The 26,419-nt window shown below is 69.9% G+C and carries 22 protein-coding genes, 1 tRNA gene and 1 riboswitch; of the genes, 18 read left to right on the forward strand and 5 right to left on the reverse strand.

Annotated features, from left to right (window positions below):
* The first annotated feature begins 78 nt into the window (after positions 1-78).
* From ACFYQ5_RS23985 to ACFYQ5_RS24020, 8 genes are all read left to right on the forward strand, one after another.
* Positions 79-1,068: a transglycosylase family protein gene (locus ACFYQ5_RS23985; protein ID WP_389200237.1), complete on the forward strand. Its 990-nt coding sequence runs from the start codon at positions 79-81 to the stop codon at positions 1,066-1,068.
* A 290-nt stretch (positions 1,069-1,358) separates the two neighbouring features.
* Positions 1,359-1,530: riboswitch (cyclic di-AMP (ydaO/yuaA leader) on the forward strand.
* The gene (locus ACFYQ5_RS23990; protein ID WP_389200238.1) at positions 1,531-2,223 is read left to right on the forward strand and encodes a transglycosylase family protein; all 693 of its coding nucleotides are present in this window, start codon (positions 1,531-1,533) and stop codon (positions 2,221-2,223) included.
* A 317-nt stretch (positions 2,224-2,540) separates the two neighbouring features.
* The gene (eno, locus tag ACFYQ5_RS23995; protein WP_014155837.1) at positions 2,541-3,827 is read left to right on the forward strand and encodes a phosphopyruvate hydratase; all 1,287 of its coding nucleotides are present in this window, start codon (positions 2,541-2,543) and stop codon (positions 3,825-3,827) included.
* 94 nt (positions 3,828-3,921) lie between these two features.
* The gene (locus ACFYQ5_RS24000) at positions 3,922-4,392 is read left to right on the forward strand and encodes a septum formation initiator family protein (protein ID WP_389200240.1); all 471 of its coding nucleotides are present in this window, start codon (positions 3,922-3,924) and stop codon (positions 4,390-4,392) included.
* A gap of 96 nt (positions 4,393-4,488) precedes the next feature.
* Positions 4,489-5,019 (forward strand): DUF501 domain-containing protein, encoded by a 531-nt coding sequence (locus ACFYQ5_RS24005; RefSeq protein ID WP_389200373.1) that lies wholly within the window; start codon positions 4,489-4,491, stop codon positions 5,017-5,019.
* Between the two features lie 50 nt (positions 5,020-5,069).
* Positions 5,070-6,011, forward strand: coding sequence for an exopolyphosphatase (locus ACFYQ5_RS24010; RefSeq protein WP_389200242.1), 942 nt, complete (start codon positions 5,070-5,072; stop codon positions 6,009-6,011).
* Positions 6,012-6,459: 448 nt separating this feature from the next.
* Positions 6,460-7,863: an NAD(P)/FAD-dependent oxidoreductase gene (locus ACFYQ5_RS24015; protein ID WP_389200243.1), complete on the forward strand. Its 1,404-nt coding sequence runs from the start codon at positions 6,460-6,462 to the stop codon at positions 7,861-7,863.
* A 251-nt stretch (positions 7,864-8,114) separates the two neighbouring features.
* Positions 8,115-9,419: a class I SAM-dependent methyltransferase gene (locus ACFYQ5_RS24020; RefSeq protein WP_389200245.1), complete on the forward strand. Its 1,305-nt coding sequence runs from the start codon at positions 8,115-8,117 to the stop codon at positions 9,417-9,419.
* A 60-nt stretch (positions 9,420-9,479) separates the two neighbouring features.
* Here ACFYQ5_RS24020 and ACFYQ5_RS24025 read toward each other — a convergent pair whose 3' ends face one another.
* The 3 genes from ACFYQ5_RS24025 to ACFYQ5_RS24035 all read right to left on the reverse strand — a co-directional run bounded on the left by ACFYQ5_RS24025 (position 9,480) and on the right by ACFYQ5_RS24035 (position 14,030).
* Positions 9,480-12,017: an ABC transporter permease gene (locus tag ACFYQ5_RS24025; RefSeq protein WP_389200247.1), complete on the reverse strand. Its 2,538-nt coding sequence runs from the start codon at positions 12,015-12,017 to the stop codon at positions 9,480-9,482.
* Between the two features lie 60 nt (positions 12,018-12,077).
* Entirely contained in the window at positions 12,078-12,887 is an 810-nt protein-coding gene (locus ACFYQ5_RS24030) for an ABC transporter ATP-binding protein (protein WP_389200375.1), read from the reverse strand.
* A gap of 123 nt (positions 12,888-13,010) precedes the next feature.
* A complete protein-coding gene (locus tag ACFYQ5_RS24035) occupies positions 13,011-14,030 on the reverse strand; it encodes a LacI family DNA-binding transcriptional regulator (RefSeq protein WP_389200249.1) in 1,020 nt (339 codons plus the stop codon).
* Between the two features lie 223 nt (positions 14,031-14,253).
* Between ACFYQ5_RS24035 and ACFYQ5_RS24040 the strand changes: the two genes are divergently transcribed.
* The 9 genes from ACFYQ5_RS24040 (at position 14,254) to ACFYQ5_RS24080 (ending at position 24,330) form a co-directional block, all read left to right on the forward strand.
* Complete coding sequence (locus tag ACFYQ5_RS24040; RefSeq protein ID WP_389200251.1) at positions 14,254-15,987, forward strand: ABC transporter substrate-binding protein; 1,734 nt, start codon at positions 14,254-14,256, stop codon at positions 15,985-15,987.
* Positions 15,988-16,070: 83 nt separating this feature from the next.
* Entirely contained in the window at positions 16,071-17,066 is a 996-nt protein-coding gene (locus ACFYQ5_RS24045) for an ABC transporter permease (protein WP_389200253.1), read from the forward strand.
* The gene (locus ACFYQ5_RS24050; protein ID WP_389200254.1) at positions 17,063-17,968 is read left to right on the forward strand and encodes an ABC transporter permease; all 906 of its coding nucleotides are present in this window, start codon (positions 17,063-17,065) and stop codon (positions 17,966-17,968) included. Before ACFYQ5_RS24045 ends, ACFYQ5_RS24050 begins: the two co-directional genes overlap by 4 nt.
* 4 nt (positions 17,969-17,972) lie before the next feature.
* Positions 17,973-18,917, forward strand: coding sequence for an ABC transporter ATP-binding protein (locus tag ACFYQ5_RS24055; protein ID WP_389200256.1), 945 nt, complete (start codon positions 17,973-17,975; stop codon positions 18,915-18,917).
* The gene (locus ACFYQ5_RS24060) at positions 18,899-19,810 is read left to right on the forward strand and encodes an ATP-binding cassette domain-containing protein (protein WP_389200258.1); all 912 of its coding nucleotides are present in this window, start codon (positions 18,899-18,901) and stop codon (positions 19,808-19,810) included. Before ACFYQ5_RS24055 ends, ACFYQ5_RS24060 begins: the two co-directional genes overlap by 19 nt.
* Positions 19,807-22,221, forward strand: a complete 2,415-nt coding sequence (locus tag ACFYQ5_RS24065; protein WP_389200260.1) for a glycoside hydrolase family 2 protein — start codon at positions 19,807-19,809, stop codon at positions 22,219-22,221. Before ACFYQ5_RS24060 ends, ACFYQ5_RS24065 begins: the two co-directional genes overlap by 4 nt.
* A gap of 249 nt (positions 22,222-22,470) precedes the next feature.
* Positions 22,471-22,557, forward strand: a tRNA-Leu gene (locus tag ACFYQ5_RS24070).
* 204 nt (positions 22,558-22,761) lie between these two features.
* Entirely contained in the window at positions 22,762-23,250 is a 489-nt protein-coding gene (locus tag ACFYQ5_RS24075) for a hypothetical protein (RefSeq protein WP_389200262.1), read from the forward strand.
* Between the two features lie 192 nt (positions 23,251-23,442).
* Entirely contained in the window at positions 23,443-24,330 is an 888-nt protein-coding gene (locus ACFYQ5_RS24080) for a Bax inhibitor-1/YccA family protein (protein WP_389200263.1), read from the forward strand.
* An 87-nt stretch (positions 24,331-24,417) separates the two neighbouring features.
* Here ACFYQ5_RS24080 and ACFYQ5_RS24085 read toward each other — a convergent pair whose 3' ends face one another.
* The gene (locus tag ACFYQ5_RS24085; RefSeq protein WP_389200265.1) at positions 24,418-24,648 is read right to left on the reverse strand and encodes a DUF4287 domain-containing protein; all 231 of its coding nucleotides are present in this window, start codon (positions 24,646-24,648) and stop codon (positions 24,418-24,420) included.
* A gap of 100 nt (positions 24,649-24,748) precedes the next feature.
* Here ACFYQ5_RS24085 and ACFYQ5_RS24090 point away from each other — a divergent pair, with 100 nt between their 5' ends.
* On the forward strand, positions 24,749-25,069 hold the full coding sequence (locus ACFYQ5_RS24090) for a hypothetical protein (protein WP_389200267.1): 321 nt from the start codon (positions 24,749-24,751) through the stop codon (positions 25,067-25,069).
* 5 nt (positions 25,070-25,074) lie between these two features.
* Here the strand turns inward: ACFYQ5_RS24090 and ACFYQ5_RS24095 are convergent, their stop codons facing one another.
* Positions 25,075-25,914 carry a hypothetical protein gene (locus ACFYQ5_RS24095; RefSeq protein WP_389200269.1) on the reverse strand — a complete coding sequence of 280 codons (840 nt, stop codon included), beginning with the start codon at positions 25,912-25,914 and terminating at the stop codon, positions 25,075-25,077.
* Positions 25,915-26,419 lie beyond the last annotated feature (505 nt).

Here is a 26,419-nt window from a genome sequence, read left to right on the forward strand (position 1 = left end):
GTGACACACGTTCGAGTACGGCTAGGTTCACCGTTCGACTCACCCGTCACACATGTCAGTCACACGGAAGGCAATCCCATGGGCTCCGCGACCGGCAGACACCGTCGCCCTCGCCAGGCACCCGCCATCGTCGTCGCCGCAGGCGTCACGGGATCGGCCATCGCCATCCCGCTCCTCGGCGCGGGCAGCGCACAAGCCGCAGACGCGTCGACCTGGGACCGGGTCGCCGAGTGCGAGAGCGGTGGCATGTGGAGCGCCGACCTCGGCAACGGCTACTACGGCGGCCTGCAGTTCTCGCAGGACGACTGGTCGGCCTACGACGGCACGGACTACGCGCCCCGCGCCGACCTCGCGAGCCGCTCGCAGCAGATAGCCGTCGCGGAGAAGGTGCTGGCCGACAAGGGTCCCCAGGCGTGGGCCAGTTGCTCGGTGATTTCCGGGCTCGCCCTGGACGAGGGGCTGCCCGGCGTCGACCCGGGCGACGAGCCGGCCGCCGAGCCCTCGGACACCGCGACCCCGTCCGGGACCCCCTCGTCCGAAACGCCGGACCCGGCGGACGGGACGGCGGACACGGACGACGAGGCGAACGGCTCCGAGGACTCCGACGTCAAGGACGGCGTGGACGAGAGTGCGCCCGAGGACACGGCGGACCAGGGCGAGGAGGCCGGCGCTTCGCCGTCCGCCACTCCGTCGCCCGAGGCCTCTGGGGCGCCCGGCGCCTCGAAGGGTGACGGGGAGAAGGGCGGAAAGCACCGCGGCACCCCGGCCCCCGAGGCGAGTGCCGGGACCGGTGCGGACGACGGGCGGGACTCCGGCCGGCACGCGTCGCGCGGCGACTCCGGGGCGCGTGAGGGCGCGGAGGGGACGTACGTCGTCCGTGAGGGCGACAACCTCTGGTCGATCGCCGACTCGCAGGAGCTCTCCGGCGGCTGGTCCGCGCTCTACGAGGCCAACAAGGCCGAACTGGGCTCCGACCCGGACCTGATCCTTCCCGGCCAGAACCTGGACCTCGACCTCGTCGGGGCGGACGCGCGGGGCGACCAGGCGGAGACCACGGCCGCCAACTGATCAAAAGCGCGAAAACGCCCCGAAAGCAGGGGCAGTTCAGAGGCCTATGTCCACTTATGCGTAAGTGAGACATGGGTCTCTTTGCTTCAACTGGCGCGCCCCGTCCGTCCGATCCGTCCATATTGGCTCCGACCTGCGGAAACACCTCACTCAGTCAGGCCGGTACGCGCTGATTGGGTGTTATGTCCATCTTTGAATGTGAGGGTTGGGTGTGTTTACGGTCGGAGCCGCTCGCACCGCGGGCACCTTCGACCGTCACGCCGAATCCTGCCGTCGGCCGAAGGGGACCGACGCGTAAAGCGCCGTAGGCAGGAGCGGGGGACCCAGGTAAGTGCCGGACCCGGCCGTCGGGAGACGGATGGGGGTACGGCTAGGGGTGAAGTCGTCCGCGGGAGCGGGCGGCCGGGCAACTCACAGGCCCGAACCCGACAGCTCACCTCGTAGGCGTCGGTGAGGAGAACCATGCTGCTTTCCAGCAAGGGCAAGCACCGTCGCCCGTCCAAGGCCGTCCGCATCGCGACCCTGGCCGGTGTCACCGGTGCCGCCGTCGCCGTACCGCTCATGGGTGCGACCGGCGCCTCTGCCGCCTCCGTCGACACCTGGGACGCCGTCGCCCAGTGCGAGTCCGGTGGCAACTGGTCCATCAACACCGGCAACGGCTACTACGGCGGCCTGCAGTTCTCGCAGTCCAGCTGGGCAGCGGCCGGCGGCACCCAGTACGCCGCCCGCGCCGACCTGGCCACCAAGGACCAGCAGATAGCCGCCGCCGAGAAGCTCCTCGACCTGCAGGGCCCGGGCGCCTGGGCGTGTGCCGGTGCCGGCGGCCTGACGAACGACGGTGTGGACCCGGGTGTCGACACCGGCTCCGAGAAGAACGGCGACACGGCCCCGCAGGCCGCGCCGGAGCGCGAGGCCGAGCAGCCCGCCACGCGCAGCGAGAAGCGTGAGGCCCCCGCCGCGACCGTCACCACCCCGACCGGCGAGAAGGTCGAGAAGGGTGACGGCGAGTACAAGGTGAAGGCCGGCGACACCCTCAGCAAGATCGCCGACGCGAAGAAGGTCAAGGGCGGCTGGGAGAAGCTCTTCGAGCTGAACGACGACATCGTCGACGACGCCGACCTGATCTTCCCGGGTCAGCAGCTCCACCTGAAGTAGCCACCATCGGTCCGGGGCCCCCTCCTGCCCCGGATGCCCGGCCCGGCACGCTGACCCCCCGCGTGCCGGGCCGGGGCCGTGCCGGCCGCCCACGGGTGGGGCCCGGTCGCGGGCCCGCCGTGAGCGGGAGCGTTCGATCCTTGTGGTTACCTGCCAGTAGAATTCTGGAGCTTTGCCCGGAATGCAGGTCCTCGGGTCCTTTTTCGTCCCAGGGGACGGGCGGACGGCCGACGGAGCGGGCCGAGCCGGTTAGGCTCGTGGCGCAAGGCCACAGTGACCCTGCACAACCAGTGTCAGATCCCAGAAGGAGATGCCTCGTGCCGTCCATCGACGTCGTCGTAGCCAGGGAAATCCTCGACTCCCGGGGGAACCCCACGGTCGAGGTCGAGGTCGGCCTCGACGACGGCAGCACGGGTCGTGCTGCTGTTCCGTCCGGAGCCTCCACCGGAGCGTTCGAGGCCATCGAGCTCCGCGACGGCGACCCCAACCGTTACCAGGGCAAGGGCGTCGAGAAGGCCGTCCTCGCCGTGATCGAGCAGATCGGCCCGGAGCTCGTCGGGTACGACGCCACCGAGCAGCGCCTCATCGACCAGGCGATGTTCGACCTGGACGCGACCGAGAACAAGGGCTCGCTCGGCGCCAACGCCATCCTCGGTGTCTCGCTGGCCGTGGCGCACGCCGCCTCCGAGGCCTCCGACCTCCCGCTGTTCCGCTACCTCGGCGGCCCGAACGCGCACCTGCTGCCCGTTCCGATGATGAACATCCTGAACGGCGGCTCGCACGCCGACTCCAACGTGGACATCCAGGAGTTCATGATCGCGCCGATCGGCGCCGAGTCCTTCTCCGAGGCCCTTCGCTGGGGTGCGGAGATCTACCACACGCTGAAGAAGGTCCTGAAGACCAAGGGCCTGTCCACGGGTCTCGGTGACGAGGGCGGCTTCGCCCCCAACCTCGAGTCCAACCGCGCCGCCCTCGACCTCATCCTCGAGGCCGTCAAGGAGGCCGGTTACGTCCCGGGCCGTGACATCGCGCTCGCGCTCGACGTCGCCGCGTCCGAGTTCTACAAGGACGGCGTCTACGAGTTCGAGGGCAAGTCCCGCTCGGCCGCCGAGATGACCGAGTACTACGAGGAGCTCGTCTCCGCGTATCCGCTGGTCTCCATCGAGGACCCGCTGTACGAGGACGACTGGGCGGGCTGGAAGGTCATCACCGACAAGCTCGGCTCCAAGGTGCAGATCGTCGGTGACGACCTGTTCGTCACCAACCCCGAGCGCCTCGCCCGTGGCATCGAGGAGGGCTCGGCCAACGCCCTGCTCGTCAAGGTCAACCAGATCGGTTCGCTGACCGAGACCCTGGACGCCGTGGAGCTGGCCCAGCGCAACGGCTTCAAGTGCATGATGTCCCACCGTTCCGGTGAGACCGAGGACGTCACCATCGCCGACCTCGCCGTCGCCGTGAACTGTGGCCAGATCAAGACCGGCGCCCCGGCCCGCTCGGACCGCGTCGCCAAGTACAACCAGCTGCTGCGCATCGAGGAGATCCTCGACGACGCCGCGGTGTACGCCGGACGTTCGGCGTTCCCGCGGTTCCGCTTCGAGGGCTGACAGCCCGAGTCCGGAGCACCAGCCTCCGTCCGTCCCCGCATCCGGTCCCGTACCGTGTGCGGGGACGGACGTGCGTAACGGGGAGGCGTGAGACATGGCCGGGAAGGACCGCGACCGGTTCTCCACCGCGACCAGGCTGCGGCTGCTCGGCGAGCAGACGGCGGCCCGCGTCTACCGGTCCCAGAACCGACGGCAGGACCGCCCTTCCCGGCTCACCGGCCGGGCCGCGTTCCTCGCGCTGATCGTCTGCTCCATGGTGGTCGCCCTCGCGTATCCCATGCGGCAGTACGTCTCCCAACGCGACCAGATCGCGGAGCAGGAGAGGCTCTCGCAGGAGGCCCGCCGGCGGACGGAGGAGCTGCGCGACGAGAAGGCGCGGCTCAAGGACGACGCGTACATCCGCCGTCTCGCACGCCAGCACCTCCACTACGTGCTGCCCGGCGAGACCGGTTATACGGTGGTCGACCCGGACGCGGCCGAGGTGCGGAAGGGTGAGCCGGGGGCGTCGGGGAGGCCGTGGCACTCGAACCTCTGGGACGGCGTCGACAGCGCGGACCGGGAGTGACCCCGCCCGGACCGGCCCCGTCGACGTACCGGGCCCTCTCCCCACAACGATTCACACAGTCCGACCGATGACATTCAAGTGACCTTCAAGGCAGGCATGGACACGCCCCCTCCGCAGACCGAATCCACCACGCCCACCGACGTGGACATCGCCGCGTTCGAGCTCCAGCTCGGCCGGCCGCCGCGTGGGCTGCGCGCCATCGCGCACCGCTGCCCGTGCGGCAACCCGGACGTGGTCGAGACACAGCCCCGTCTGGAGGACGGCACGCCGTTCCCGACGACGTACTACCTGACCTGCCCGCGTGCCGCGTCCGCGATCGGCACGCTGGAGGCCAACGGGGTCATGAAGGAGATGACCGAGCGGCTCGCCACGGACCCCGAGCTGGCCGCGGCCTACCGCGCCGCGCACGAGGACTACCTCGCGCGGCGCGACGCCATCGAGGTCCTGGAGGGCTTCCCGAGCGCGGGTGGCATGCCGGACCGGGTGAAGTGCCTGCACGTCCTGGTCGGCCACTCGCTGGTGGCGGGGCCCGGTGTGAACCCGCTGGGCGACGAGGCGATCGCGATGCTGCCGCAGTGGTGGGCCAAGGGACCGTGCGTCACCCCGTGCGGGTCCGACGACGCCTGACCCGACGCGTCCTGTCCCCCGCGAGGTACACGTACAACCACAGGAGCCCCATGACCCGCGTTGCCGCCATCGACTGCGGTACCAACTCCATCCGCCTGCTCGTCGCGGACGTGGACCCCGCCACCGGGGACTTCGCCGAGCTCGACCGCCGGATGAAGATCGTCCGTCTCGGCCAGGGCGTCGACCGGACCGGCCGGCTGGCCCCCGAGGCGCTGGAGCGCACCTTCGACGCCTGCCGTGAGTACGCGGCCGTGATCAAAGAGCTCGGCGCCGAACGGATCCGGTTCGTCGCCACGTCCGCCTCCCGCGACGCGGAGAACAGCGACACGTTCGTCCGTGGCGTCCTGGACATCCTGGGCGTCGAGCCCGAGGTCGTCACCGGGGACCAGGAGGCGCAGCTCTCCTTCGACGGTGCCACCAAGGAACTGGTGGGCAGCGACCACCTGGAGAAGCCGTACCTGGTCGTGGACATCGGCGGCGGCTCGACCGAGTTCGTCGTCGGTGACGACCGCGTCCTTGCCGCACGGTCCGTGGACATCGGCTGCGTACGCATGACCGAGCGTCACCTCGTCCTGGACGGGGTCGTCGTGGATCCGCCCACGCCCGACCGGATCGCCGCGATCCGCGCGGACATCGGTGCCGCTCTGGACCTGGCCGGGGAAACCGTGCCGATCTCCTCGGCGGCGACGCTCGTCGGCCTGGCCGGGACGGTCACCACCGTCGCCGCGATGGCGCTCGGGCTGAAGGAGTACGACTCCGAGGCGATCCACCACTCCCGGGTCTCCGTCGAGCAGGTACGGGAGATCACCGAGCGGCTGCTCGCCTCGACGCACGCGGAGCGCGCCGCGATCCCCGCGATGCATCCGGGCCGGGTCGATGTGATCGCGTCGGGGGCGCTCGTCCTGCTCGCGGTGATGGAGCGGGCCGGGGCCGGGGAGGTCGTCGTCAGCGAGCACGACATCCTCGACGGGATCGCCTGGTCGGTCGTCTGATCACAGGGCTGCGGCAGCAGCGGTGAGACGCCGCTCAAACGCATTCCGGCCTGCACCTTTGAGCTTGCCAAGGCCCCTCCGGGTCTCTCCGGAGGGGCCTTCCGCGAGGTCTCGCCACGAAGTTCGTGAACTTCTTCACAAGGAATTCGGCCCCTCTGGGGGAAGTTCTTCCGCCGAGGGGCCGTGCGGGTCGCCCGCGACGTCGCGCGGCGGGGCTTCGGGGAGGTTTCGGGGGTGTGGCAGGAGCGTGTCCCGGGCGGGTGGTTCACCGTGCCGGGCGGCTCAAGGGCCAGCTCACAAGTGGTGAACAACGTTCGCCAGGGCGGGGTGGTTCCCCATGCGCACCATGACCTGGGTCACGTGGGCGGCGAAGTGTAGCAGAGGGTGGCGCATACCTTGTGAAGGGGCTCACGAGCATGCCCCCCGAGGGGGGTGGATACTCGATGGCATGAGCACCACGGAGCGTCCCAGGATCCTCGTTGTAGGCGGTGGGTACGTAGGCCTGTACGCAGCTCGTCGCATTCTGAAGAAGATGCGGTATGGAGAGGCGACCGTCACGGTCGTCGACCCGCGCTCGTACATGACGTACCAGCCCTTCCTCCCCGAAGCTGCTGCCGGCAGCATCTCGCCTCGGCATGTCGTCGTCCCGCTGCGACGCGTGCTGCCCAAGGCAGAGGTTCTCACCGGCCGTGTCACGACCATCGATCAGGACCGCAAGGTCGCCACGGTCGCGCCGCTCGTCGGCGAGGCCTACGAGCTGCCCTTCGACTACCTGGTCATCGCGATGGGCGCGGTCTCCCGTACCTTCCCGATCCCCGGCCTCGCCGAGCAGGGCATCGGCATGAAGGGCATCGAGGAGTCCATCGGTCTGCGCAACCACGTCCTCGAGCAGCTGGACAAGGCTGACTCGACGACCGATGAGGACGTCCGCCGCAAGGCGCTGACGTTCGTCTTCGTGGGTGGCGGCTTCGCCGGCGCGGAGACCATCGGCGAGGTCGAGGACATGGCCCGGGACGCCGCGAAGTACTACACGAGCGTGAAGCGCGAGGACATGCGCTTCGTCCTGGTCGACGCGGCCGACAAGATCCTTCCCGAGGTCGGCCCGAAGCTGGGCGCGTACGGCAAGGAGCACCTGGAGAGCCGCGGTGTCGAGGTCTACCTCTCGACCTCCATGGACTCCTGTGTCGACGGCCACGTGGTGCTGAAGAACGGCCTCGAGGTCGACTCCAGCACGATCGTGTGGACGGCCGGCGTGAAGCCGAACCCGGCGCTGGCCCGCTTCGGTCTGCCGCTCGGCCCGCGTGGTCACGTGGACACCTCCGAGAAGCTCCAGGTGCAGGGAACCGACTACATCTGGGCCGCGGGCGACAACGCCCAGGTGCCGGACCTGGTCGGCCGCCGCGCCGGCAACCCGAACGCCTGGTGCCCGCCGAACGCCCAGCACGCGCTGCGTCAGGCCAAGGTCCTCGGCGACAACGTCATCTCCGGCATGCGGGGCTTCCCGCAGAAGGAGTACAGCCACGCCAACAAGGGTGCGGTGGCCGGACTCGGCCTGCACAAGGGCGTCGCGATGATCGTCGTCGGCAAGATGAAGATCAAGGTCAAGGGCCGTCTCGCCTGGTACATGCACCGTGGCTACCACGGCATGGCCATGCCGACCTGGAACCGTAAGATCCGGATCTTCGCGGACTGGACGCTGGCCATGTTCCTGAAGCGCGAGGTCGTCTCGCTCGGCGCCATGGAGACTCCGCGCGAGGAGTTCTACGAGGCCGCCAAGCCGAACCCCGCGCCGGTCGCGGCCAAGGCCGACGGCGACAAGAGCAAGGCCGGCGAAACGGCCAAGGCTTCCTAGCGCCTGTACGTCACCGAAGGGGTCGTCCGCCATCCGTGGTGCGGACGGCCCCTTCGGCGTGCCTGGGGCCGCCAAGTAGATGGTGAGTGCAGGCATTTTGCCGTTCCGTTGCCGTGGAGCGGGATGGCATGGCTGCCGGACGGCGTTGACGACGGTGTACCTCGCCGCCGCCCCGAGGTGTCGCGGCCCGGTCGAGGTGCGGGTATGCGAATTTAGGCACGTTCGGAAACACCACCACGGAGGTGTGCACCATGGCCGACGCCGCATCGCGGCTGACCGCTCTTGCCGAAGAGTTGCTGGGAGAACCCCTGCCGGTCCGGATCCGGGCCTGGGACGGCAGCGAGTACGGGCCGCCGGGTGCCCCCACTCTCGTCCTGCGCCATCGCCGCGCCCTGCGCCGACTGCTCTGGAAACCGGGCGAACTGGGCCTGGCCCGCGCCTGGGTGGCCGGGGAGATCGACATCGACGGGGATCTGTACGAGGCCCTCGACGCCCTCGCCGCGCTGCTCTGGGAGCGCGGGGCCGACGCGAAGGACACCGTCCACCCCGTACGTGACCCGAGGGTACGGGCGTTCGCCCGCGGGCTCGTCCAGTTGGCCGGACCCTGGCCGCCGCCGCCCCCGCCCGCCGAGGAGATCCGCCGCCGCACCGGCGCACTCCACACCAAGCGCCGGGACAAGGAGGCCATCAGCCACCACTACGACGTGGGCAACGACTTCTACGCGATGGTCCTCGGCCCTTCCATGGTCTACTCCTGCGCCTACTGGCAGGACGGGGCCACGCTCGAGGACGCCCAGCGCGACAAGCTCGACCTCGTCTGCCGCAAGCTCGCGCTCAAGGAGGGCGACCGCCTCCTCGACGTCGGCTGCGGCTGGGGCTCCATGGCGATCCACGCGGCCCGTGAGTACGGCGCCCGGGTCACCGGAGTGACCCTCTCCACCGAACAGGCGGCGTTCGCCCGCAAGCGGATCGCCGAAGAGGGCCTCACCGACCGGATCGAGATCCGGGTCCAGGACTACCGGGACGTCCGGGACGGTCCGTACGACGCCATCTCCTCGATCGGCATGGCGGAGCACGTGGGCTCGGTCCGCTTCCGGGAGTACGCCGACGACCTCTACGCGCTCCTCGAGCCCGGCGGCCGGCTGCTCAACCACCAGATCGCCCGCCGTCCCGAGAAGGACGAGTCGGCCTACCACGTCGACGAATTCATCGACGCGTACGTCTTCCCCGACGGCGAACTGGCTCCGGTCGGCCGCACCGTCGCCACCCTGGAGGAGGCCGGCTTCGAGGCCAGGGACGTCGAGGTGATCCGCGAGCACTACGCACTGACCCTGCGTCAGTGGGTGGCCAATCTGGAGAAGCACTGGAAGGAGGCCGTCCGGGCCACCTCGCCCGGACGGGCCAGGGTGTGGCGGCTCTACATGGCCGCCTCCGCGCTCTCCTTCGAGCACAACAAGATCGGCGTCAACCAGATCCTCGCGGTGCGTCCCAGGGAGGGCGGTGCCGTGGGCATGCCGCTGCGGACCCGTGACTGGACGGCGTCGGCGCACGGCTGATCCGGAAAGCGTGAAGGGGCGGTACCCGCGCCGCGGGTACCGCCCCTTCACGCCGTTCGCCTATTCCGTCTTGATCGCGGTCAGCATGTTCAGCTTCGCGCCGCTACGGGCCGGCCACAGGGAGGCCAGCACCCCCACGAGCCCTGCCAGCACCAGGAAGAGTGCGAGCCGGTCCCACGGGACGACCAGGGCGTAGCCCGGGATCGAGGCGGACAGGCTCTTCCCGATCGCCCACCCGAGGAACGTACCGAGGGCCACTCCGACCACCGCTCCGAAGAGCGAGATGACGACGGCCTCCAGCCGGATCATGCGCTTGACCCTGCGCCGGTCCAGGCCGATCGCCCGCAGCATGCCGATCTCCTGCTGCCGTTCGAAGACCGACATGGCCAGGGTGTTGACGACGCCGAGGACGGCGATGATCAAGGCCATGGCCAGCAGCGCGTACATGATGTTCAGCGCGGTGTTGATGAACCCGCCGGACATGTCCCGGATGCCCTGGCGGTCCATGACGCTCATCGCCGGGTTGTCGCCGAGCGCGTCGATCACGGCCTGCTCGTTGGCGTAGCTCTCGCCGCCGTCCATGGTCAGCCAGACCTCGCGGATGCCGGCGAGGCTCTCGTGCGGGGCGACGACGTCCTCGGGGACCAGGACCGGGGAGAGGAACTCGTTCCCCTCGTAGAGCGCGCCGACCTTCAGGGTCTCCTTCTTCTCGTCCTGGAACGTCACGGGCAGGCTGTCGCCGGTCTTCCAGCCGTTCGACTTCGCGGTCTCGCGGTCGACGGCGATCTCGCCGTCCTTCAGGGAGGACAGCGACCCGGAGACCGTCTTCAGGTTGAAGACCTTCTCGATGTCGCCCGGGGTGACTCCGGAGGCCGAGAGACCGTTCTCCTCGTCCTTGCCGATGGTGAGCCAGGCGGACCGCTGGGGGGAGGCCGCCGTGATGCCGTCAGCCTTGCGCAGGGCGGTGAGAGCCGATTCGTCGAGCGGGCCCCCGCCGGCCATCGAGACCATGTAGTCGGCCCGGATGTTGTCCGTCGTCATCTTGTCGATCGCCTGGCCGAGCGTGACGCCGAGCACGGAGATACCGGTGACCAGCGTGAGCCCGATCGCCAGGGCGGAGGCGGTGGCTCCGGTGCGGCGCGGATTGCGGACCGCGTTCTGCGCGGCCAGCTTGCCGGAGACCCCGAACACCCTTCGCAGGAGCGGACGGGCCAGGGCGATCACCGGCCGGGAGAGCAGCGGGATCAGCACGATGACACCGATCAGGGCGAGGAAGGCCCCGCCACCGAGGAGCCAGCGGCCGTTCTCGTCGCCCTGAGCGGCACCGGCGACGATCGCGGCGGATCCGAGGAGGGCGAACACCCCGCCGATCGAGTTCCGTACGACCAGCGACTTGGTGGTGGCCACCGCGTGCACGCTGCTCATCGCCGCCACCGGCGGGATCTTGGCGGCGCGACGGGCGGGCAGCCAGGCGGCGAACACCGTGATCAGCACGCCGACGCCGAAGGCGGCGGCGACCGCGGTGGGGGAGACGACCAGCGGACCCGCGGGGATCTTCCCGCCGAACATGCCCATCGCGGAGCGCAGCGCCGTGGCGAGGCCGACGCCGAGGAGGAAACCGGTCACCGAGGCGATCAGACCGACCACACCCGCTTCGAGCAGGACGGCCCACTTGACCTGCCGGCGGGAGGCGCCGACGGCGCGCATCAGGGCGAGTTCCTTGGTGCGCTGGGCGATGAGCATGGTGAACGTGTTGGCGATCAGGAACACGCCGACGAAGAGAGCGATGGCGGCGAAGGCCAGCAGCATCGAGTTGAGGCTCTTGAGGCCGTTCTCGGTCATCTCGGCCTCCTCGTCCGCGAGGGCCGCGCCCGTCCTGGCCTCGGCGTGCTCCGGGAGGAGAGGCTTCACGGCGTCCAGCAGCCGCTGGTCGGACACGCCGGCCGCGGCGGTCACGGTGACGTCCTTGAACTCGCCGGGCCGCAGGTAGAGCTGCTGGGCCACCTCGGTGTCGAAGAGGACCAGACTGCCGCCCGCGTTCACGGCGCCGTCCTCGGTGGTGAAGATCCCGGAGAGGGTGTACTCCTTCACCGGCCCGTTGGTGGCGACCCGCACCGGCTCGCCCACGCGGTACTCGCCCTTGCGGGCGGTCTCCTTGTCGAGGGCTATCTGGCCGGCCTTCACCGGCCCCGTGCCGTCGGTGAACGCGTACTGCGCGTCCTTGCCACCGGCGCCGGGGGAGAAGTTGGAACCGGTGTTGGACCAGCCGTCGCCGATGAGCTTGCCGCCGGTGTCGGCGACGCCGGCGAATCCGGAGACCCGGCCGGTGGCCTCCGCGACGCCGTCGAGCTCCTGGATCTTCTTGAGCGTGGCCGCGTCGACGGCGGGGATCTCCTCGTCGCCGCGCTCGGCCCAGGTGGTGACGGCGACGGCCACCTTGTCGTAGTTCTTGGCGGACTGGTTACGGAAGGCGTTGCCGAGGGTGTCGGTGAAGACCAGGGTGCCGGAGACGAAGGCGACGCCGAGCATCACGGCGAGCACGGTCATCAGCAGCCTGGCCTTGTGCGCAAGGACATTGCGCACGGCAGTACGGAGCATGTCGTCAATTCCTGGGGGGAGTTCGGAGTGCGGAAGGGGGTGCGGCAGCCTCTGGGGGCGTCAGCTGGTGCGGCCCTTCGCGTCGAACGCCTTCATCCGGTCGAGGACCCCGTCGGCGGTGGGGTTCATCATCTGGTCGACGACCGCACCGTCCGCGAGGAAGACCACCCGGTCCGCGTAGGAGGCGGCCACCGGGTCGTGGGTCACCATCACCACGGTCTGGCCGAGCTCGCGCACCGAGTTGCGCAGGAAGCCGAGGACCTCCGCGCCGGAGCGGGAGTCGAGGTTGCCGGTCGGCTCGTCACCGAAGATGATCTCCGGCTGGGAGGCCAGGGCGCGGGCGACCGCGACACGCTGCTGCTGACCGCCGGAGAGCTCCGTGGGGCGGTGCTTCAGCCGCTCGGAGAGGCCCACCATGTCGATGACCTTCTGGAGCCAGGCGGCATCGGGCTTACGGCCGGCGATGTCCATCGGCAGGGTGATGTTCTCCAGGGCGGTCAGCGTGGGCAGCAGGTTGAAGGCCTGGAAGATGAAGCCGATCTTGTCCCGGCGCAGCTGCGTCAGCTGCTTGTCCTTCAGTGTCCCCAGCTCGGTCCCGCCGATGCGTACGGAGCCGCTGCTGAAGCTGTCGAGACCGGCCACGCAGTGCATCAGCGTGGACTTCCCCGAACCCGACGGGCCCATGATCGCGGTGAATTCCCCCTGCGGGAAGTCCACGGTCACGCGGTCGAGTGCGATCACCTGGGTCTCGCCCTGGCCGTAGACCTTCGACAGCTCCGTGGCGCGGGCGGCGACCGCGGTGGTGCGGTGAACGGTGGTGGTGGTCACAGGGGTACTCCTGGTTCGACTGTTTCGCGGGGACCCCTCCATCGTCACCGCTGCACACCGCCGGGTCGTCAGCCCCCGTGCCCGTTCCCGGGCCCTCTTGAGTCGCATCCGCCGGGCCCCGGCGTACACCTGAGGTAGGAGGCCGACCCTGAGCGGCCCAGGCCCTCAGCGGGGCGGGGCGGTCGATCCGCGGGGCACCAGACGGGCCGCCGCGTCCTCGAAACCGGGGGCGGAGCCGTCGGCCACCATCGTCAGCAGGGTGCGGGCCGCATGGCTGCCGTACGCGGAGATGTCCCTGCTCAGCGCGGTCAGCGGGGGGCGTACCACGCGGGAGAGCTGGGAGTCGTCCCAGGCGACGAGCGAGAGGTCGGCGGGCACGTCGAGCCCCATCTCCTGGGCGACCGAGAGCCCGGCGACGGCCATGATGTCGTTGTCGTAGATGACGGCGGTCGGCCGTGCGGCCGAGCCGATCAGCCGCCGGGTGGCGTGGGCGCCCTCCTCGCCGGAGTAGTCGGTGTGCACCACCACCGGCTCGTCCAGGCCGAGTTCCGCGCTGATCTCGCGTTGCGCGCGGTCCCGCAGCTGGGTGTGGATCAGCTCGGGCAGCCCGGCGACCCGGGCGACGGAGCGATGGCCGAGCGCGGCCAGATACGTCAGGGTGTCCCGCAGCGCCGCCGAGTCGTCCGACCACACGGGGGTGAGCGACCCGGCCGCCGACGGATGGCCGATCACGACGGCGGGCATGCCCAGCTCGGCGATGCCCTCGATGCGCGGATCGGGGGAGCGCACGTCGGCGAGGAACACCCCGTCCACCCGGCCCTCGCCCCACCAGCGGCGGTACATCTCCAGCTCCTGCGCCGGGTCGGTGACGACCTGGAGGAGCAGGGCGCAGCCGCGCGCGGACAGCTCGGTCTCGATGCCGCTGATCAGTTCCATGAAGAACGGCTCGACCCCGAGCATCCTGGCCGGACGTGACAGGGCCAGCCCCACGGTGCCGGCCCGGGCGTGGGTGAGGGCGCGGGCCGCGCTGTTGGGGCGCCAGCCGATCTCCTGCGCGATGGCCTTGATGGAGGCGCGGGTCGTGGGGGAGACCCCGGGGCGGTCGTTCAGGGCGTACGACACCGCGACCTTCGAGACCCCGGCGCGGCGCGCGATGTCGGCGATCGTGGGGCGGTGCTTGGACATGCGACCTCGCTTAACCGGTTCGTGTTCATGCCGCATCTTAGCCGCAGGTCCCTGACCTCTGCCTTCCCCCGACCGGTCCAGACCTCTGAGGAGATCCCTGAAAAAACGGGGTTGGGAGCGCTCCCGCACCCTTGACACCGCTTCGGGGCCCCCATACCTTCACGGCACTTACCCGGTTCAGTAACTCCGCTCGGCAGGGACGGCGCGGGGAAAAGGAGGGGCTATGGGTACGCGTACCCGGCTGCGGGTCACCACCGCACTCGCCGTGTTCACGCTCGCCGCGACCGCCTGCACGGGAGGCGGCTCGGGGGCGGCCGGCACCGGCGGCACGGCCGGCAAGGGCGGGTCGCTGCCGCGCGGCGAGACGCTGTACACGACCGGCACGCAGTGGGGGCCTCCGGCCAACTACAACCCGCTGCGCCACTGGGACCACGCGACCGGCACCAAGGGCCTGGTCTACGAGACCCTGTTCCACTTCGATCCGAACAAGGGCGAACTGAAGCCCTGGCTCGCGGAGTCGGGCAGCTGGACCGATGACACGACGTACGAGGTGAAGCTGCGCCAGGGCATCACCTGGGCCGACGGCAAGCCGCTGACCGCCGAGGACGTGGCGTACTCCTACGGCCTCGGCAAGATCGAGGCCTCCTCCTTCCACTCGCTGTGGAGCTGGCTGTCCGACGCGAAGGCGGTGGACGACACCACGGTCCGCTTCACCTTCAAGGAGGCCCGCTACCAGGAGTGGGACTTCACCCTCTACGGCCAGCCGATCGTCCCCGAGCACGTCTGGGGCTCGCGCACCGACGAGGACGTCCTCAACGGCGTCAACGACAAGCCGGTCGGCACGGGGGCGTACAAGCTGAAGAGCAAGTCCCAGGACCGGGTCGTATGGGAGCGGCGCGACGACTGGTGGGGCACGAAGGCACTCAGCATGACGCCGGCACCCCGCTACATCGTCGACGTCTCCAACCCGAGTAACGAGGTGGTCATCGGCCAGCTGGGACAGGGCCAGCTCGACCTGAGCACCAACTTCCTGCCCGGCGCCTCCTCGCTGGTCAAGAGCAAGAAGGTCGTGTCGTACTACGACGAGGCCCCCTACATGCTCTCGGCCAACACCGCCTGGCTGGTGCCCAACACCACCAGGAAGCCGATGGACGACGCCGCCTTCCGCCGGGCGCTCGCCGCGTCCGTCGACATCGGGAAGATCGTCAAGGGCGTGTACGGCGACCTGGTCAAGCCGGCCTCCCCGACCGGTCTGCTGCCGCAGTGGGAGCAGTTCGACGACAAGGCGCTCATCGCGGAGAAGGGCTTCACGCACGACGCCGCCGCGGCGAAGAAGGAGCTCGCGGACGCCGGCTACAAGGACGGGAACGGCGACGGCTTCGTCGAGAACAAGGACGGCTCCGCCCTCAGCCTGAAGCTGGCCGTGCCCTCGGGCTGGACCGACTGGATGGAGGCGGCCAAGGTCATCGCCGCCGGGGCCAAGGACGCCGGCATCAAGATCAGCACGGAGTTCCCCGACCAGAACGCCCTCAACGAGCAGCGTGGCAAGGGGGACTTCGACCTCGTACTCAACAACGAGCGCCAGCTGTCGAACACCCCGTGGACGTACTACGACTACATGTTCCAGCTGCCGATCCAGAAGCAGCAGAACACGGTCAACTTCGGCCGGTACGAGAACGCGGAGGCCTGGAAGCTGGTGCAGGAGCTGGGCGGGGTCAAGACCGACGACACGGCGGGCATGAAGGCCGCCGTCTCGAAGATCCAGGACATCCAGCTCACCGAGATGCCCATCATCCCGCTCTGGTACAACGGCCTCTGGTCGCAGTCCACCACCGGAACCTGGACGAACTGGCCGTCGGACGCCGAGGGAGCTCCCAAGACGGCACCGGCCCTGTGGCGCAACTGGCTGGAGATGGGCGGCTTCGAGACGCTCACGCAGATCAAGCCCGCCACGTGACGTCGCCGACTCCATGACCGCCCCGCCGTGCGCGTGCACCTGACCGTGCGCGCACGGCGGGGCTCTCCACCAGGGGAGCCCCCTTGCGCCGCTATTTCGCCCGCAAACTTCTCATCTACGCACTGACGTTCGTCGTCGCCGTCACCGTCAACTGGATGATCCCGCGCTTCATGCCCGGTGACCCCGTCTCCGCCATGGTCGCCCGCGCCCGCGTCTCCCAGCCGGAGGCCGCCGAGGCGATGCGCACGTACTACAACAACCTGTTCGGCTTCGACGAACCCCTGTGGCAGCAGTACCTCCACTTCTGGGGGGCGTTGCTCCAGGGCGACTTCGGGATCTCCGTCTTCGTCTTCCCCACGCCCGTCGGCGACGTCCTGCTCGACGCGCTCCCGTACACGCTCGGCCTGATGATCCCGGCCGTCCTGCTCAGCTGGTTCGTCGGCAACTGGATCGGCGCGCTGTCCGCCCGCCGCAAGGTCCTCGACAACACCGTGCTGCCGGCCGGCTATCTGCTGACGGCCATGCCGTACATGTGGATCGCCGTGATCCTCGCCTGGGCGCTGGGTGCCAAGGCCGGCTGGTTCCCCCTATCGGGGGGTTACAGCCTGGACATCCAGCCCGGCTGGAGCGCCGCCTTCGCGGCGGACGCGCTGCACCACTGGGTGCTGCCGTTCCTCTCGCTGTTCCTCGTCGCGCTCGGCGGCTGGGCCATCGGCATGCGCAACATGATCATCTACGAGCTGGAGTCCGACTACTCCGCCTATCTCTCCGCCCTCGGCGCGCCCCAGCGGCTCATCCGCCGCTACGCGTTCCGCAACGCCGTCCTGCCCCAGGTCACCGGACTGGCACTCCAACTGGGCGTGCTGGTCGCCGGAGCGCTCGTCACCGAGATCGTCTTCGCCTACCCGGGTCTCGGCTCACTGATCCTCGCCGCGATCCAGAACCAGGACTTCTTCCTGCTCCAGGGCGCGTTCCTGTTCATCGTCATCGGCGTACTGATCGCCAACTTCCTCATCGACATCGTGTACGTCGTCATCGACCCCCGCACCCGTACGGGCATGGCAGGAGGCACGGCATGAGCACACTGCCCGATCCGGCACCCGAGGCCCCCTCCGCACAGGCACCCGTGGCCGGGACCGGCCGCGAGTCGCTGCACTACGCGGTGCGCAACCCCAAGCTGATCATCGGTGCGGGCGTGGTCGCCGTCCTGCTCGCGATCGGCCTCCTCGGCCCGACGCTGCTCGACAACGGCAGCCCCAACGAATACGTCGGCCCGCAGGCGGCCCCGCCCGACGGCACGTACTGGATGGGCACCACCACCTTCGGCCAGGACGTGTACGCCCAGTTCGTGCACGGGCTGCGCGCCACCTTCCTGGTGGGCGTCGTCGGCGGTGCCATCGCCGCCGTCATCGCCATGCTCGTCGGTTTCCTCGCCGGCTACCGGGGCGGAATCACCGACGAGATCCTCAATATGCTCACCAACGTCGTCCTGGTCATCCCCGCCCTCGCCGTCCTGCTGATCATCAACGCCTACCTGGGCGTGCGCAGCGTCGCCGTGCAGGGCCTGTTCATCGGCCTCACCTCCTGGCCCTGGGCGGCCCGCGCCATCCGCGCGCAGACGTTCTCGCTGCGCACCCGGGAGTTCGTGGACCTGGCCCGGCTCAGCGGGAGCGGCACCTGGCGGATCGTGTTCCGCGAGATCGCGCCCAACATGAGCTCGTACCTCTTCATGACGTTCATCCTGCTCTTCGGCGGCTCCATCCTCATCGCCTCCTCACTGGACTTCATCGGACTCGGCCCGACCGAGGGCGTCTCGCTCGGCCTGATGCTGCAGAGCGCCCAGCAGTGGAGCGCGCTCCAACTCGGCATGTGGTGGTGGTTCGTCCCGCCGGGCGCCGGGATCACCGCGATCGTCGGCGCGCTCTACGTCGCCAACGTCGGCCTCGACGAGGTCTTCAACCCGAAGCTGAGGGAGTCGTGAACGCATGACCCTGACCGTCAACGATCTGCGGGTCCACTACCGCACGCTGCGTGGCGAGGTCCGGGCTCTGGACGGCGTCGGCTTCGACCTGGCGGACGGCGAGATCCTGGGCCTCGCGGGCGAGTCCGGCTGCGGCAAGACCACCCTGGGCAAGTCCCTCATCCGCCTCGACGGCCGGATGCGGCACGCGGGCGGCACCGTCACCCTGGACGGCGACGAACTGCCGCTGTCCGACGACCGCGCGATGAACGCCTACCGCTTCCACAAGATCTCGCTCGTCCCCCAGTACTCGATGAGCGCGCTCAACCCGACCCGGCGCATCGGCCGCATGATCCGTGAACTCCTCGCCTCGCGCGGCGTCACCGTGGACACCGGCGAACTGCACCGCCGGCTCGCCCTCGTCGGCCTGGAACCCGAGGTCCTGGAGCGCTATCCGATCGAGCTGTCCGGCGGCATGAAGCAGCGCGCCGTCATGGTGATCTCCACGCTGCTCGACCCGTCCGTCCTCATCGCCGACGAGGTCACCTCGGCGCTCGACGTCTCCAACCAGCAGGCCGTCGTCGGCGCCCTCATGGGACTCCGCGACAAGGGCCTGGTCAGAAGCATGATCTTCGTGACCCACGACCTCGGGCTGACCTCGCACATCGCCGACTCGATCATGGTGATGTACGCGGGCAAGCTCGCCGAGAAGGCCCCGACGAAGGTGCTGACCACCGAGCCCCGCCACCCGTACACGAAGATGCTGATCGGCTCGCTGCCCCAGGTCGGCGCCCGCTTCAAGGACAAGCCGCTCAGCGGCATCGAGGGCTCCCCGCCCTCCCTGCTGAATCCTCCGGCCGGTTGCCGCTTCCGTGGCCGCTGCCCGCTCGCCGACAGTGGGTGCGCCGAGGAACCCCCTGTCGTCGAGATCGCCCCCCGCCACTCCGTCGCATGCTGGAAGGCGGCCTGATGCTGACCCTCGACCATGTCACCAAGACCTTCCGGGCCGGCGCCTTCGGCGGCGGATCCGTCACCGCCGTCGACCGGGTGTCCTTCGAGGCGGCACCCGGCGAGCTCGTCTCGCTCATCGGCGAGAGCGGCAGCGGGAAGTCCACCATCGGCCGCATGGTCCTCGGCCTCACCGAGGTCAGCGGCGGCAGCCTCACCCTGGACGGCGAACGGGTCAGGCCCGGCAAGGACTTCTACCGCCGGGTCCAGGGCGTCTTCCAGGACCCCTTCAGCTGCTACAACCCCGTCTTCAAGGCCGACCGCGTCTTCGCGCTCGTCCGCCACGCCTACCACCCCGGCGTCCCGGACAAGGAGTGGGCCGACCGCGTGGAGAAGGCCGTACGGGACGTACGCCTGGACCCCGGACAGGTGCTCGGCCGCTATCCGCACCAGCTCAGCGGCGGCCAGTTGCAGCGCCTGCTCATCGCCCGGGCCCTGCTCCTCGACCTGCGCTTCCTGGTCGCCGACGAGATCACGAGCATGCTCGACGCCTCCACCCGCATCGACGTGCTCAACCTCCTCGCCGGCCTCAAGGAACGCGGCCTCGGCGTCCTCTACATCACCCACGACCTCTCGCTCGGCACCTACCTCGCCGAGAAGACGGTGGTGCTGAGGAACGGCCGCGTCGTCGAACGCGGCGACACGCAGAAGGTCTTCGGCAACCCCCTCCACCCCTACACCCGCACCCTCCTGGCCGCGGTGCCCCGGCTGAACCAGCCCTGGACGGCGGCCGTACCCGTGGAGGCGTGCGCCTTCCACGAGGGCGGCGCCCGGGACACCGACCTGCACGAGACCGAACCGGACCACTTCGTGGCCTGCGCCGGACTCCCCGACTGCGGAAGGACCTCCGCATGACCCTTCGCCACCTGCCCCTGCACGACGGCTGGACGCTCCGCGCCGACAGCGCTGTCCCGGTGGGGCTCCCCACAGGCGGCGTCCCGGCGGCCGTCCCCGGCTGTGTCCACACCGACCTGCTCGCCGCCGGGCTGATCGACGACCCCTACCTCGACGACAACGAGAAGCGGCTCGGCTGGATCGGCCGTACCGACTGGACGTACCGCACCACCTTCGACTGGGCCGACGACGGCCACACGTACACCGACCTGTGCTTCGACGGCCTCGACACCGTCGCCACGGTCCTGCTCAACGGCACCGAGGTCGGCTCCACCGCCAACCAGCACCGCGGTTACCGCTTCCCCGTCCGGCAGTTGCTGCGCGAGGGCCTCAACACCCTCGACGTACGCTTCACCGCCCCGTACACCTACGCCGAGGCCCTGCGCGACAAGCTCGGCGACCTGCCGGGCGCGTACAGCGAGCCGTACCCCTTCATCCGCAAGATGGCGTGCAACTTCGGCTGGGACTGGGGGCCGACCCTGGTCACCTCCGGAATCTGGCGGCCGGTCGCGCTGGAATCCTGGACCGGCCCGCGCATCGCCGAGGTCAAGGTCCTCGCCGACCTCGACGGGGACGGGGTGCCGCGCCTGGCGGTCACCCTCGACGTCGACCGGGCGGGGGACGAGGAACTGGCGGCCTCGGTCTCGGTGGTGGGCGCGGGCGCAGCCGTCGCCTTCCTCGTCCCGGCGGGCGAGGACCACGCCACGGTCACCTTCGCCGTCCCCGACGCCGAGGTCTGGTGGCCGCACAGCCACGGCGCCCAGCCGCTGTACGACGTCGTCGTCACGCTCGGCGGCGACGACGCCTGGAACGGCAGGACGGGCTTCCGGGGCGTCGCCCTGGAGCGGGACGCGTTCCGGATCTCCGTCAACGACGAGCCCGTCTTCGTACGCGGTGTGAACTGGATCCCCGACGACTGCTTCCCGGCCCGTGTCACCCGGCAGCGGATCTCCGACCGCTTCGACCAGGCGATCGCCATGGGTGTCAACCTGATCCGCGTCTGGGGCGGCGGGCTCTACGAGAGCGACGACTTCTACGAACTGGCCGACGAGAAGGGGCTGCTGGTCTGGCAGGACTTCCCGTTCGCCTGCTCGGCCTACCCGGAGGAGCAGCCGCTGTACGACGAGGTGGCCTCCGAGGTCCGCGAGAACCTCGTCCGGCTCGCCCCGCACCCCTCGCTGGTGCTGTGGTGCGGCAACAACGAGAACCTGGAGGGCCACGCCGACTGGGGCTGGCAGGAGAAGCTCCAGGGCCGCACCTGGGGCCACGCCTACTACCACGAGCTGCTGCCCTCCCTGTGCGCCGAGACCGACCCCACCCGCCCGTACTGGCCGGGCTCGCCCTACTCCGGCTCCCCGGAACTCCCCCCGAACGACCCCGCCCTGGGCACGGTCCACCTGTGGGAGGTGTGGAACCGGGTCGACTACACCCACTACGCCGACACCGCCCACCGCTTCGTGGCGGAGTTCGGCTTCCAGGGCCCGCCCGCGTACGCCACCCTGCGCCGGGCCGTCAGCGGCCCGCTGGGCCCGGACGCCCCGCTGCTCGCCCATCACCAGAAGGCGGAGGACGGTGACACCAAGCTGCTGCGCGGCCTGGGTGACCACCTCCCGCAGCCGACGTCCTTCGACGACTGGCACTGGCTCACCCAGCTGAACCAGGCCCGCGCGGTCGCCTTCGGCATCCGCCACTTCCGCTCGCACAGCCCGTACTGCATGGGCGCGATCGTCTGGCAGCTCAACGACTGCTGGCCGGTCGTGTCCTGGGCGGCCGTGGACGGTGACGGCCGCCGCAAGCCCCTCTGGTACGCCCTGCGTTCCGCGTACGCCGACCGCCTGATGGCCGTACGCGACGGGGCCCTGCACCTGGTCAACGACTCCGCCCGCCCGTGGGAGGGCACCCTGCGGCTGACCCGGCGTTCCCTGGACGGCGTCGTCCTGGCCGAGGAGACGGTCGTGGTGGGCACGGCGGCCCGCGCGGTCACCCGGGTGCCCCTGCCGCCCTCGGTCGCCGAGCCGGAGGACAGCACCCGCGAGGTGCTGGTGGCGGAGCTGGGCGAGCTGCGGGCGGTCGAGTTCTACGAGGAGGACACCCGCCTCGCGATGCCGCCGGCGCGGTACCACGTCACCGTCACCCAGGGTGACGGATCGGGCATCGGCTACCGGGTCACAGTGACGGCGCGGACGCTGCTGCGCGATCTCGCGCTCTTCCCCGACCGGCTGGATCCGGCGGCCGAGGTGGACGACATGCTCGTGACCCTGCTGCCCGGCGAGAGCACCGTGTTCCACGTCACGGGCGCGGTGCTGAAGGACCCGGAGGCGCTGGGTTCGCGGCCCGTTCTCCGGTGCGTCAACGACACCGTCCAGGGGTGAGGTGGCGGGCCCTGGCGAACGGTGGCGCGGCCTGTGGCGGATGGGCCGTACGGGTGCGGCGAGTTTCCGTCATTCCAGTTTGCCAGGGTTCGCCCCCCTCGGCCGGGCGCCGCATGTACTGATGCGGCGCGCGGTGTCTGACGGACCCTCACACGATCAATAAAATAAGACAACATCGAGCGCCTGCTCCGCTGTTCGAGGGAAGCCCCCGGATAGGGTCTTGTGGCAAACGCGGAGCCGCGCGCCCACGCCCGGGTGGTGGAATGCAGACACGGCGAGCTTAAACCTCGCTGCCTCCTCGGGGGCGTGCCGGTTCGAGTCCGGCTCCGGGCACCACCGCACGGTCGGTGGGCCCGATCGGCCTCTCGCTGTTTCAGTCGTCAACTTCTTGCGGCCGCCCTCGCTGGGAGCGCGCCCACGGCATCGATCGGTCACTGTGCGTACAGGGCGGCGTGGCTCGGAGCGGGCGGGACGACCCGCTTCGCCCGGGGGTGGCACACCCCTCACCGGGCGTGGGTGGTCGGCTGGCAGACTCTCGTCATGGACACCACACCCGAGCACATAAGCACTCGGACGGCGGTCGGATGGACCGTCGTGCTCACCGGGCTGGGGGCGCTCACCGGTTTCGTCTGGGACGGCCCGTTCCTCGCCTTCACCTGCGCCCTGTCCCTGGGTGGCGGCGCCGCCACGGGCGCTGTCCTGTTCCGCCGCCGCATGGCCGCGAGCATCCGGGAGGGGCAGGGCAAGGCTGCCGCACGCGGGTACGCCGACGGGATCGGCGACATGCTGGTGCTGGGGGTCTCCGCCTACGGGGCCGCGGTCTTCCCACTGGCCGGCCCCGACGCGGTGGATCCCGCCGAGCGTACGGCGCGCCGCACGGCGGCCTACCGGCTCACGGCGGCCGAAGGGCTCCCGCATCATGTCCGGGAGGTCGCGGCGGCCGCGCTCGAAGCGATCGACGAGAAGCGTGACGGCGAGGCCCGGTCCTCCATCGCGGACCTCATCAAGGCCGTCCACGAGCAGCGCTGAGGAATCTGACCGCGCCCGGAGCTCCCGCTGCCCCTTTGCGGATCCGCCTGCCGGGTACGAGTGTTTCCGTACAGCCCCGGACGGAAGAAAGTCGTCGGTTCCGCGAAGATCCTCCTCCGGTATTAGGGTCATTGTTTTGCCTACCCATTACTCTTGACGCAAGGCCGCGCCAGGTGGCCATGGAGGAGTGAAATGAGGAGCAGCAACCCGGTCTTCTCGCGACGGGGGTTCAGCCGCGACAACGGCTACGCGGGCTTCAACGCGGCGCCGCAGGCCGGGGCCCCCGCAGCGGGTGCCAACCCGTACGCGCAGGGCACCGCCGCCAACCCGTACGCCACGAACCCCTACGCCCAGCAGGACACCCAGTACGGCGCCCCGCAGGCGCCCGCGCGCTCGGGTGCGATGACGATCGACGACGTCGTCACGCGCACGGCGATGACGCTGGGCACCGTGGTGCTCACCGCCGCGCTCTCCTGGGCCCTGCTGCCGGTCGACGAGGCCAATCTCGGCAAGTCCTACGGCATCGCGATCGGCGCCGCCCTGGTGGCGTTCGTCTTCGCGATGATCCAGTCGTTCAAGCGCAAGGCGTCGCCGGCGATCATCCTGGCGTACGCGGCCTTCGAGGGTGTCTTCCTCGGGGTGATCTCCAGCGCGGTCAGCACCTACATCAGCCCCGGCACGGTGATGCAGGCGGTGATGGGCACCATGTGTGTCTTCGCCGGTGTCCTCATCGCGTACAAGATGCGCTGGATCCGGGTCACCCGCCGCTTCTACGGCTTCGTGATGGCCGCCGCCATGGGCTTCGTGCTCCTGATGATGGTCAACCTGCTGTTCAGCGTGTTCGGTGGCGGTGACGGCCTGGGCTTCCGCAGCGGCGGCCTCGGCATCCTCTTCGGAGTCATCGGCATCATCCTCGGTGCGTGCTTCCTGGCTCTGGACTTCAAGCAGGTCGAGGACGGCATCAACTTCGGTGCACCGCGCGAGGAGTCCTGGCTGGCGGCCTTCGGCCTCACCCTGACCCTGGTGTGGATCTACCTGGAGATGCTGCGTCTGCTCTCCATCCTCAACGGGGACGACTGACCCCGTAGCCACGACGACGACGGGACGGCCCGCACGCGCGATGCGCCTGCGGGCCGTCCCGTTCTCGCGGGGAGTGCGCGTGTGTGCTCAGCGGAGCTTTCGCGCGGCGCGTCTCAGGTCGTACTCATGGATGATCGCCTTGGCGTGGCCGTAGGTGAGGTCGTGTTCGCTCCGCAGCCAGCTGACCTTCTCCTCGAAGCGGAAGAGGGAGGGGCCTTCCTCGACGGTGCGGAGCCAGTCCGCGATGTCGCGACCGGTGCAGTGGGGGATCCGGGAGAGCAGGTTGCGATGGGTTTCTTCGGAGAAGACTTGAGACATCGGCGCCTCCGACGCAGTACGCGGTGCTGTTCCTTCCCGACACCGTGCCCGAGCGTCGGCGCGTTGGCAACCATCCGGCAGGGGCGCGTAGGGTCACGGCGTGCTCGATACGACCCCCCTGATCTCCGCCGTGGACCGATTCGCCGACCGGCTGCGGAGCGCCCCGCAGAGCCGGCTGCAGCGCGGCGTGGCCGCCGAGGCCCTGGCGACGGCCAGGGAACTGTCCGCCCGGGCCCAGCGCGCCGAGGCGCCGGACGGCGAGCCGAGGGTCATGCCGGACGCCGGGATATTCGCGGTCGGTGACCAGCTCGCGGTCGCGGGCAGGGACCTGGCCGTGGCACTGGAAACGGCCTCGTCCCAGGAGTTGGACGAGGCCGTGCGGTGTGTCGAGGAGGCGGCGGCGCGTGCGTTCGCACACTGACCGCGCTAGAACGAGGCGATGACGCGGTCGGCGAGGATGTAGACGTTCTCCTTGCCGCACGAGAAGGTCAGCGCGTAGGCGCCGGATACCCCGGAACCTCCCAGCAGTACCGGCTGCTCACCGGAGCGCAGCGAGTCCGCGAGCCGCTCGGCGGTCTCCCGGTGGCCGGGGGTCATGCAGAGCGTGGTGCCGTCGGCGAAGACGTACACATCGAGCGTCCCCAGCGGGCCCGGGCGCACGTCCGTGAGCTCCGTCCCGGTGTCGGCGAGCCGCTCCAGGCGGTTCACGGTACGCTCATGGTCGGTGACAACCGGTGTCTGTACGGGTACGAAGTCCGGGTGCGAGGGGTGGCGGCGACGGGCCGCTGCCAGCTCGGGGGAGTCCTCGGCGAACTCCGCGTACTCGACGACCTCGGGCAGGTCGGTGAGTTCGGCGAGTTCTGTGAGCTCGTCGAGTGCCTCGCCGGCTTCGATGTCCATCGCCTCCAGGCCCGTGAAGTCGCTCTGGCGGGGCATGAAGAACGGGGCGTCATCGCCGAGTCCGCCCAGCAGGGACGGTGCGTCGGCGGCGTCACGGGCTTCCTGGGCGGCCCAGAAGGCGCGGGCCTCGGCGAGCTCGCGCTCCCGCTCCTCGGCGAGGGCGTCGGCGACGGCCGCGCGTATCTCCTCGACGGGCGTGCCGGCGCTGCGATTCTGCTGCTCCGGCACGGACGCGTGCAGACTTCGTGTCGCTGCCAGCTCCGCGCGCAGGGCTGTGACCTGCTTGCGCAGCCCGTGAGCAGCGTGCAGAGCGGCGGCGCCGACGGCCGTGGCAGCGGCGGTGGTCAGCAACAGGGCAAACGGCATGGCGCTCACTGACATACTCCCGATTTCAATCGACACCCCCGACTTCCTACATCAGCTTGGCCTGTACTGGTGCCTGCTGTCAGTGCATTACGTCATGAATTGGACAGGTCTTTGTGCCTGGTGTTTAGGCCTGTGGCCGGTGTGACCTGCAGAAACGACTCTCCCCCGGGATGCAGATCACATCCTGGGGGAGATTCGGTCACGATCGGAGCTCGGGCCGGTTGAAGGCGGGCCCCACGAGGGAGCGCTGACCTGCCCCGAGCGCGCATCCGACCCGCTCGGCTGCTTGCTCAGCCCAGGCGACCCGTAGCCTTCGCTGCGGGCAGGTGCCGCCTTCGTTCCTCAGGCGACCCCTACCCTCCGCTGCGGCTCAGCTCAGCCGCTGGTGTTGTCGGTCGCGTTCGCTTCGCCTTCGCTGCGGGCAGGTGCCGCCTTCGTTCCTCAGGCGACCCCTACCCTCCGCTGCGGCTCAGCTCAGCCGCTGGTGTTGTCGGTCGCGTTCGCT

Origin of the sequence: Streptomyces sp. NPDC005794, from assembly GCF_042871445.1 — a bacterium.
Taxonomy (GTDB): domain Bacteria; phylum Actinomycetota; class Actinomycetes; order Streptomycetales; family Streptomycetaceae; genus Streptomyces.